At 60.4% G+C, this 9,618-nt stretch carries 8 protein-coding genes; all 8 read left to right on the top strand.

Annotation, left to right across the window (positions count from 1 at the left end):
* Positions 1–228: hypothetical protein (locus tag Q6E04_RS08180; RefSeq protein ID WP_303250286.1), on the top strand; the 228-nt coding region annotated here is incomplete at its 5' end.
* Entirely contained in the window at positions 212–1,561 is a 1,350-nt protein-coding gene (locus Q6E04_RS08175) for a magnesium transporter MgtE N-terminal domain-containing protein (RefSeq protein WP_303250285.1), read from the top strand. The genes Q6E04_RS08180 and Q6E04_RS08175, both read left to right, overlap by 17 nt.
* A complete protein-coding gene (locus Q6E04_RS08170) occupies positions 1,561–2,919 on the top strand; it encodes an Nramp family divalent metal transporter (protein ID WP_303250284.1) in 1,359 nt (452 codons plus the stop codon). Before Q6E04_RS08175 ends, Q6E04_RS08170 begins: the two co-directional genes overlap by 1 nt.
* Positions 2,920–3,192: 273 nt before the next feature.
* Positions 3,193–4,275 (top strand): 3-phosphoserine/phosphohydroxythreonine transaminase, encoded by a 1,083-nt coding sequence (gene serC, locus Q6E04_RS08165; protein WP_303250283.1) that lies wholly within the window; start codon positions 3,193–3,195, stop codon positions 4,273–4,275.
* Between the two features lie 98 nt (positions 4,276–4,373).
* Positions 4,374–5,288, top strand: coding sequence for a 3-phosphoglycerate dehydrogenase (locus Q6E04_RS08160; RefSeq protein WP_303250282.1), 915 nt, complete (start codon positions 4,374–4,376; stop codon positions 5,286–5,288).
* A 137-nt stretch (positions 5,289–5,425) separates the two neighbouring features.
* Positions 5,426–6,700: a DUF1015 domain-containing protein gene (locus Q6E04_RS08155; RefSeq protein ID WP_303250281.1), complete on the top strand. Its 1,275-nt coding sequence runs from the start codon at positions 5,426–5,428 to the stop codon at positions 6,698–6,700.
* A 221-nt stretch (positions 6,701–6,921) separates the two neighbouring features.
* Positions 6,922–8,262, top strand: coding sequence for a citrate/2-methylcitrate synthase (locus tag Q6E04_RS08150; protein ID WP_303250280.1), 1,341 nt, complete (start codon positions 6,922–6,924; stop codon positions 8,260–8,262).
* Between the two features lie 85 nt (positions 8,263–8,347).
* Positions 8,348–9,502, top strand: coding sequence for a pyridoxal phosphate-dependent aminotransferase (locus Q6E04_RS08145; protein WP_303250279.1), 1,155 nt, complete (start codon positions 8,348–8,350; stop codon positions 9,500–9,502).
* The last annotated feature ends 116 nt before the right edge of the window (positions 9,503–9,618 follow it).

The following is a 9,618-nucleotide window of genomic DNA, read 5'->3' as shown; positions in this document are numbered from 1 at the left end:
GGACTGACTACGAATCAGTACGTCGGGGGTTCGAATCCCTCACGGCGCACCACTTTTCTTAATGAAGGGAAGCAGTTGCGGCGCGCAAGCGCCTTTTTTTATTTGCAGGGAGAAAAGGTTCGATTTGAAGGTTCGAAAACACAACATTCACCTGATGTAGCCTTGCTCTCGTCCTTCGTGCGCGACAAGGCTTGTCGCACGAAGGGGATTTATGTTCTATTTGACTAACATGCTCGGTCGCCCTGTGTACGATTCCACGGGCGAAAAACTCGGCACGGTCTCCGACCTTGCTATTTCCACGGGGGAAGTATTTCCCCGCATCACCTCGCTTGCATTCCGCGGTCCTGGACGCACGCCGTTCATGATCAGCTGGCGCAAGTACGTCGAAGACTTCAGCGAAGACGAAGTCACTCTCAATACCGAGTCGTACAACATCCGATTCAGCTATCTGCAGCCTACCGAGGTCCTTTTGGCGCGCGATCTGCTCGATCAGCAGATCGTCGATACGCAGGGCCTGAAAGTCGTGCGCGTCAACGACCTCAAGCTGTCGCCTTCCGGCTCGCAGTTGCGCCTTTTGGGCGCCGAGGTGGGCGTGCGCGGTATTCTGCGCGGTCTGCATCCGCTGCTGGAGAAAGCCGTCGTTTCCGGCGCCAAGCTTTTCGGCAAGAAAGTCGAAGAGAAAATCATCGCCTGGAATTATATGGACCTGCTCGATCGCGACCTGTCGAAGGTGAAGCTGTCCGTGACGCATAAGCGCCTCGAAGAGCTGCACCCCGCCGACGTCGCCGATATTTTGGAACAGCTGGACCCGAAACAGCGCGCCGAGGTATTCAAGCACATCGACGACACGCGTTCGGCCGAAATCATCGCCGAACTGGAAGACGAATTCCAGGCGGAAACGCTCGACGACATGACTGACCGCGAGGCGTCCGGCCTGCTTCGCCAGATGGATCCCGACGATGCCGCCGACATCATTCGCGACCTTCCTTACGAGAAGGCCGAGACCTTGCTCCGTCTGATGGGCGTGGAAGACGCCGCCGAAATCAGGCGTCTGCTGGGATATCGCGACGATACCGCAGGCGGCATGATGACCACGCAGTTCGTCGCGTTGAGCGAAGACGACACGGTAGGGGAGGCCATCGAGACGCTGCGTGCTCTGGACGAGGATTTCCCGACCGTTCATTTTGTCTACGTCTTGGAGGAAGACAGCGAGAAGCTCGTCGGCGTCATGTCGATGCGTACGCTGGTGCTTGCCCATAACGACACTCGCCTCGGCGATGTCATGTTCACCGATATCATCACCGTTTCACCTGATGAAGATGAAGAGGAAGTTGCTTCCGACATCTCGAAGTACGACATGGTCGCATTGCCTGTCGTCGACGAGAGCGGTCATATGCTCGGCCTGGTGACGGTCGATGATGCGCTCGACGTCATCGAAGAAAGCACCGAGACCGAGAAAACCACGAATCTGTGGATGAAAGTGGCTCTCGCCGTGTGCGGAGGCATCATGTTCTTGGCGCTGTATACGGCCGTGATCATGCGGATCATGGAGGTGGGCTGATGGCTGCCGTGAAGAAAGGCGCCTCGTACGACGAGGTCATGCAGGCTGTCCGTGAGGGCGATAAAAGCGCGATCGAAGTCGCCCAGGATGTCGCCGTCGACGGCGCGTCCGGTGCCGAGGCGAAGAAGAAACGCGCCACGGCGCTTCTGATTCTCGGAGCCATGGGTCCTGGCGTTGTAAGCGCGATGGCCGGCAACGATGCAGGCGGTATCTCGACGTATTCCACCGCCGGCGCCGATTTCGGATTCGCCGCGCTATGGGTTATTCCCGTGATGTGCGTGCTGCTGCTGGTAGTCCAGCTGACGGCCGCCCGCATGGGCGCAGTGACGGGCAAGGGTTTCGCCGCCCTCATCCGCGAGCGTTTCGGCATTCGCTTGACCGCTCTTGCCATGGGCGCATTGTTGATCGGCAATGTCGCGACCACGTTCAGCGAGTTCGCCGGCATCGCGAGCGGCATGGAGCTTTTCGGCATCCCGCGTATGGCGAGCGTGCCCGTCGCCGCCCTTATAGTGTGGCTCCTCGTGGTAAAGGGCAGCTACAAGAGCGTCGAGAAGGTGTTCCTGGCGGTGTCTCTCGTGTTCGTCACCTATGTAATCGCGGCGTTTCTTGCCGGTCCGAACTGGGGGGATGTGGCGTATTCGACGGTCATTCCTCAGGTTCCCGCCGATCCCCATTTCGTGTCGCTGGTCATCGCCATGATCGGCACGACGATCGCTCCGTGGATGATGTTTTTCACGCAGAGCAACGTGGTCGATAAAGGCGTCACCGACGACCCGCAGGAGATGATGCTGCAGAAGGTCGACGTCACCACCGGCACCATCGTGGCCTGCATCGTGGCTTGGTTCATCATCATCACTACGGGTGCGGTCCTGTATCCGCAAGGCGTTGCAGTCGATTCTGCTGCTGCGGCTGCCAACGCGTTGGCTCCGTTCGCGGGCGAATACGCCCAGATTCTGTTCGCCGCAGGCTTGACGGCAGCGAGCTTTTTGGCTGCATGCGTGCTGCCTCTGACCACGTCGTTCGTCATCTGCGAGGCGTTCGGCTGGGAGGCCGGCGTCGATTTCACGTGGAAAGAGGCCCCTATGTTCAAGGGCATCTTCACGTCGGTCATCGTGTTTTCCGCCGTGGTGGTGCTCATTCCGAACCTCGACCTCATGGGCATCATGCTCACGGCGCAGTTCATCAACGGCGTCATCCTGCCGGTCTTGCTGGTGTTCATGGCGCTTATCGCTGCGGACAAGCGCATTATGGGCAAATATGTCAGCACATGGGCGGGAAAGGCCGTCATTTGGGCGACGGTCGCCATCGTCACGGTCCTTACCGTGGCTCTGCTGATCATGCAGGTTCTCGGCATATAGACCAAGGAAACAGCGTAAAGGCGGGGGAGCGTTCCCCCGCCTTTTGCATCTCGAGGCCGCGTCGTCGAGCGGCGCGACGTGTGCCTTCTGTGACGAGATGCCCGTTCGCCGTGCCGAATCCGCCGTTTCTTCGCCGCTCGCGTAAGGTTTCGCTTCGCCGCCGCTCGCTTCTCCGCCGATCGGTCCGTTCTCTTTACAATAGTTCGGTGCGTCACGCTTTTTCGCGACGTGAAACGATTCGAATGATTACGACCGGCGAAGGAGGTCATCGACATGGGCAGGGTTTACAACTTCTCGGCAGGCCCCGCGGTGCTGCCCGAAGAGGTTCTGCGCGAAGCCGCCGAAGAAATGCTCGACTACAAGGGCTGCGGCATGTCAGTCATGGAGATGAGCCATCGCTCCAAGATGTTCGATGCGATCATCACCGAGGCCGAGCAGGATCTGCGCGACTTGATGAATATCCCGGACAACTACCGCGTTCTTTTCTTGCAGGGCGGAGCCTCCACTCAGTTCGCCATGATTCCCATGAATCTCATGAAAACGGGCGTGGCCGACTATGTCGTCAGCGGCTCGTGGTCGAAGAAGGCTTGGAAGGAAGCCAAAATCTTCGGCGACGCCCGCATGATCGGCAACTCCGAGGACGAGAACTTCAGCTACGTTCCCGACGTGAAGGCACTCGAGGTTTCCGACGACGCCGATTACGTCTACATCTGCCAGAACGAAACGATCTACGGCACCGTGTACCACGAGCTTCCCGACACCAAGGGCAAGCCGCTCGTGGCCGACGTATCCTCGTGCTTCCTGTCCGAGCCGATCGACGTCGAACGCTACGGCCTGATTTACGGCGGCGTCCAGAAGAACGTCGGCCCCGCAGGCGTGTGCATCGTCATCATCCGCGAGGACCTCATTCCCGAGGAGACGCTTCCCGGCGTTCCCACCATGCTGCAGTACAAGACGCATGCCGACGCGAAGAGCCTCTACAACACGCCGCCGTGCTACGGCATCTATATCTGCGGCCTCGTGTTCAAGTGGCTCAAGGCCCGGGGCGGCCTGGAGGCCATGAAGCAGCGCAACGTCGAAAAGGCGCAGCTGCTGTACGATTTCCTCGACCAGAGCTCGCTGTTCAAGGCCACCGCTCGCAAGGAAGACCGTTCGATCATGAACGTTCCGTTCGTGACGGGCGATGCCGACCTCGATGCCAAGTTCGTCGCCGAGGCGAAAGAGGCGGGCATCGAAAGCATCAAGGGCCACAGGAGCGTCGGCGGCATGAGGGCGAGCATCTACAACGCCATGCCGCGCGAGGGCGTCGAGGCGCTCGTTGCTTTCATGAAGAAGTTCGAAGAGCAGAATTCGTAGACGGGACGAAGCCCGTGTTTCACGTGAAACACGGGCTTTTCGCTTTGATGCTTCCCTTTAAGGGGGACCGTTTTGTTTTGAAAGAAGGGACATGCAGCATGTATAAGGTTCATTGCTTGAACAATATTTCGGCCGAGGGCCTTGCCGTTTTCACCGATGAATACGAACTGGTCGACGATATCGCGCAGGCCGATGCCGTGCTCGTGCGCAGCGCCGACATGCACGAGATGGAGCTTCCCGCCAACCTGAAGGTTATCGCGCGCGCAGGCGCCGGCGTGAACAATATTCCGCTTCAGAAGTGCGCCGATGCCGGTATCGCCGTGTTCAATACGCCGGGCGCTAATGCCAACGCGGTCAAGGAACTCGTTCTTGCGGGCATGCTGCTCGCCGCGCGCGACATCGTGGGCGGTATCGAATGGGTGAAGGAAAATGCTGCCGATGCGAACGTCGGCAAGGCGGCCGAGAAGGCGAAGAAGGCCTTCGCCGGCGGCGAGATTTTCGGCAAGACGCTGGGCGTCATCGGCCTGGGCGCCATCGGCGCAAAAGTCGTCGCTGCAGCCGAAGCGTTGGGCATGAAGGTCGTCGGCTACGATCCGTTCGTCGACGCCGAGCGCGCCGCCGCCATTTCCGCCGACATGACGTTCGTGACCGATCTGGCCGACCTGTATCCCGCCTGCGATTATGTGACCATCCACGTTCCTGCTCTGAAAGATACTATCGGCATGGTGAACGCCGAGGCGATCGCGCAGATGAAGGACGGCGTCGTGTTCCTGAACTTCTCGCGCGACACGCTGGTCGACGATGCCGCCATGGCCGCCGCCCTCGAAGCGGGCAAGGTCGTGCGCTACGTGACCGACTTCGCCAATCCCGCCGTAGTCGAGATGCCGCGTGCGATCGTGATGCCGCATCTGGGCGCATCCACTAAGGAGGCCGAGGACAACTGCGCCAAGATGGCCGCCCGTTCGGTCATGGATTATCTCGAGCGCGGCGTGACCGTTCACAAGGTGAACTAAACCCTCGTCGAGCGTGGGCGACAGAGTGCTCGAAGCGGGGCTTGCGTGCCTGGTGCGCGTCATGCCCCGCTTTCGTATTGCAGGCATGCGCCGCGCCCGCGCGTCAATTCGAACGTTTCCATCGAGAAAGGATTCCCATGCTCATCCGTCCATTCAAGGCCGTGCGCCCGCGCGTCGATGCTGCTTCACAGGTGGCAGCGCTTCCTTACGACGTGTACGACCGTGCCGAAGCGGCGGCGGCCGTCGAGGGCAGGCCGTTGTCGTTTTTGAACATCGATCGTCCGGAAACGCAGTTCGCGCCCGATGTGGATATGTATGCTGACGAAGTGTATGCGAAGGGGCGCGAGCTCCTTGAGGAACGCATCGCCGACGGAACCTACGTTTCGGACGAGGCGCCGTGCTTCTATTTGTACGAGCTCGTCATGGACGGTCGAAGCCAGGTGGGCATCGTGGCGTGCTGCGCGGTGGACGACTATCTTGACGGCGTGGTCAAAAAGCACGAGAACACGCTCGAGAAAAAAGAGCGCGACCGCATCCGCCATATCGATGCCCTCGACGCTCAGACGGGCCCCATCTTTTTGACGTATCGCGACGACGCGGCCGTCGATGCGCTGGTGGGCGAGGTCAAGTCGCGCGATCCCTTGTATGATTTCACGTCTGAAGACGGCATTGCGCACCGCGCCTGGATTATCGATGCCCCCGCCGAGGTCGAAACGCTCGCCTCCGCGTTCGCCGCGGTTCCGTGCGCATATATCGCCGACGGCCATCATCGCGCCGCTTCTGCGGTCAAGGTGGGTCTGAAGCGCCGCGAAGAACACCCTGACTATGCGGGTGACGAAGAGTTCAACTTCTTCCTCTCGGTGCTTTTCCCTGCAAGCCAACTGGCGATTCTTCCGTATAACCGCGTGGTGCACGACTTGAACGGCGCATCCGTCGAAGACTTCATGGCGGAACTCGGAAAGCGCTACGAGATTCTGCACGAGCAGGACACGCCGCTTGAGCCCATCGACAAGGGCGCGGCTGCCATGTATCTGCAGGGGAAATGGTACGGGCTGGGCGTTCGTCCCGAGTTCGAGAACGATCATCCGGTCGATGGCTTGGACGCGTCGCTTCTGCAGAACCTGGTGCTCGACCCTATGCTCGACATCAAGGATCCGCGTACGAACGAGCGCATCGAATTCGTCGGCGGCATCCGCGGCCTGGGCGAACTCGAGCATCGTGTGAGGGTGTTCGATGCCGCGAAATCGGCCGATGAGCTGGCGGAGAAGGGGCCTGCTGTCGCGTTCGCGCTGTATCCGACGGCAATCGGCGAGCTTTTGGCTGTGGCCGATGCGGGCATGCTCATGCCGCCTAAATCGACCTGGTTCGAGCCGAAATTGCGCAGCGGATTGTTCATTCATCGCTTGTCGTAGCACAACCGCGCGGTAACAACTTCCAATTAAGTGCCGTGCCTGCTTATCAGGCGCGGCACTTTCGCATACTATAGTGCATTGCGATATGCGAGCCGCATCGTGCACTCCTTTCGGGGGTCCGTGCGCGTCGAGGCGATGCGCCGATTTGGCGGGCGCATCCTGTCATCTGCCGCCCGCATGCGCTCTATGCCTTGAAGGGATTCATGCATGAAAGGAACGCCATGAAAGACACCCTGCCTCTGTACCGCGATTTTTCGTCGATCCATGCGGTCGACCCCGAGTATTACTCCGCTAAATACGACGTGAAGCGCGGTTTGCGCAACGCCGACGGCACGGGCGTGCTTGCGGGCGTCACCAACATCTCCAACGTTCACGGCTACGTCGTGTCCGAGGGCGACAAGGTGCCCGACCGCGGCCGTCTTTCCTATCGCGGCTATAGCATCAACGATTTGGTCGACCACGTCGTCGCCGAAGACCGTTTCGGTTTCGAAGAGACCGCCTATCTGCTCATGGCGGGTGAGCTTCCCACCGTCGAGCAGCTCGCGACGTTTCGTGCGATGATTGACGAGCAACGCGACTTGCCCGACGGATTCACGGCGAATTACATCATGAAGCCGCCGACGCGCGATGTGATGAATTGCCTGGCGCGTTCGGTGCTGCAGCTTTATGCTTTCGATCCGAATGCCGAGGACCGTTCCGCCGAGCATGAGATCGATACCTCCATCATGCTGCTGTCGCGCCTGCCGCGCATCATGGTGCTTGCGTACCATGTCATGCGCGACAAGTTCCACGGCGATTCGATGTTCATCCACCATTTCGTCGAGGGCCAGAGCACGGCGGAGACCATTCTCTCCATGCTGCGTCCCGACCGGTCCTTCACCGACACCGAGGCCAAGACGCTCGATATCATGCTCATGCTTCATGCCGAGCATGGCGGCGGCAACAACTCCACGTTCGTGTGTCGCGCTCTGACCAGCTCCGATACCGATCCGTACTCCGCATATGCGGGCGCGATCGGCAGCCTTAAGGGCGCACGTCACGGCGGCGCGAACAACCGTACCCTCATGATGACCGACGATATCAAACAGCATGTGGCCGACATCACCGACGAAGGCCAGGTGGCCGACTACCTGCGCAAGATCGTGAGAAAAGAGGCCTACGACCGCACCGGCCTGATCTACGGCATGGGCCATGCGGTCTATACGCTGTCCGACCCGCGCGCCGAGCTGTGCCACAAGTATGCCGAACGCCTTGTCGAAGGCACCGAGTATGAGGCCGAGTTCCGCCTTCTCGAAAACATCGAGCGCCTCGCCCCCGTGCTTTTGGCCGAGGCGGGCAAGAGCAAAGACATCTGCGCGAACGTCGACCTTTACAGCGGCTGCGTCTACGGCGCCCTGGGCATTCCCCGCGAGCTGCTCACGCCCATTTTTGCTTGCGCGCGCATGGCGGGCTGGAGCGCGCACCGTTTCGAGGAAATCGTCTCGGGCAAGCGCATCATGCGCCCCGCCTACAAGAAGACGGGCAGCGCGCGCGATTACGTCGCCATTTCCGACCGCGCATAGACATCGGTCGTTTCGCATGGACAGCGCCGCGGGTTTCTGCGGCGCTTTGCGTATATCGAAGGAAACGCTACGAAAGGAGCGCCGTATGGCTCTCGAACTGAATGACGCACTCGATGCCCTGCAGCTTTCGGGCATTCGCCGCATTACGGCGAAGGCGAAGCAGACGCCGGGCTGCGTGCTGCTGACGCTCGGAGAACCTGACGGCGATACCGCCGACGAGGTGAAAAGGGAAGTGGGCGTCTCGCTGGAGGCGAACGACACGCATTACCCGCCCAATAACGGCAAGGAGCATCTGCGAAACGCCCTTTCGGCCCATATGGCTCGTCGCGGCCTTTCGTACGGCCCTGACGAGGTAATCGTGACGTGCGGCGCCACCGAAGCCTTGTTCGTGGCCCTGACCTGCGTCATGAATCCGGGCGACGAGGTAATCGTTCCCACGCCTGCTTTCGGCCTGTACGAATCGATCGTGGCGCTTAATCGCGGCACGTTCGTCGCCTTGGATACGAGCGAGACGGCGTTTCAGATCGATGCCGATGCGCTGCAGTCCGTGGCGAGCGAGCACACGAAGGCCATCGTGCTCACGTCTCCTAACAACCCGACGGGCTGCGTTTACGACGAAGCGAGCCTCGAGGCCGTGGCGCGTTTCGCCCGCGAACGAGACGTGTTCGTGATCTGCGACGACGTGTACGCGAACCTCGTGTACGACGATTTCCCGTATCGCGGTTTCGCGTGCCGATATCCCGAGCTGCGTGACCGCGTCATCGTGTGCGACAGCTTCTCGAAACCTTACGCCATGACGGGATGGAGGCTCGGCTGGGTCGCAGCCGATGCTTCCATCGTGGCGCAGATGGCCAAAATCCATCAGTACATGGTGTCGTCGGTTCCTTCGTTCGTGCAGCGCGCCGCCGAGCGCGCCCTCGAGCAGGACGTGGCTCCTGCGCGCGAGCTGTATCGCGACCGTCGCGACTACGTGCTGCAGCGCCTCGATGACATGGGGCTTTCGTGCGTCCATCCTGCAGGCGCGTTCTACGTGTTTCCTTCGATCGAGCGCTTCGGCATGCCTTCCGAGGAATTCTGCTTGCGTCTTATCGACGAGGCGGGCGTGGCGCTCGTACCCGGGTCGTGCTTTTCAGCCGAGGGATTCGTGCGCCTGTCGTATTGCTGTTCCATGCACTCCATCGAGACGGGTCTCGACAGGCTTGAGCGTTTCGTGCGCGACCTGGAGGCCGCACGGGCCTAGACCGGCCGTGTTTGCGGGCGAGAGTCTGGGGAGAATATGCTCGTATGGCCGCGAGCCGCTTCAGCGGCGTATACTTGACCTCGTCAAACGGCCTGAGGCACGGAAACGAAGGGAAG

The sequence above is a fragment of the uncultured Slackia sp. genome, assembly GCF_959608125.1.
GTDB lineage: Bacteria > Actinomycetota > Coriobacteriia > Coriobacteriales > Eggerthellaceae > Slackia.
This window is presented reverse-complemented; position numbering and strand designations above follow the sequence as displayed.

Coding starts and splice junctions, on each gene's coding strand:
- Q6E04_RS08175 (WP_303250285.1), top strand. CDS start 212: ATGTTCTATTTGACTAACATGCTCGGTCGCCCTGTGTACGATTCCACG.
- Q6E04_RS08170 (WP_303250284.1), top strand. CDS start 1,561: ATGGCTGCCGTGAAGAAAGGCGCCTCGTACGACGAGGTCATGCAGGCT.
- serC (WP_303250283.1), top strand. CDS start 3,193: ATGGGCAGGGTTTACAACTTCTCGGCAGGCCCCGCGGTGCTGCCCGAA.
- Q6E04_RS08160 (WP_303250282.1), top strand. CDS start 4,374: ATGTATAAGGTTCATTGCTTGAACAATATTTCGGCCGAGGGCCTTGCC.
- Q6E04_RS08155 (WP_303250281.1), top strand. CDS start 5,426: ATGCTCATCCGTCCATTCAAGGCCGTGCGCCCGCGCGTCGATGCTGCT.
- Q6E04_RS08150 (WP_303250280.1), top strand. CDS start 6,922: ATGAAAGACACCCTGCCTCTGTACCGCGATTTTTCGTCGATCCATGCG.
- Q6E04_RS08145 (WP_303250279.1), top strand. CDS start 8,348: ATGGCTCTCGAACTGAATGACGCACTCGATGCCCTGCAGCTTTCGGGC.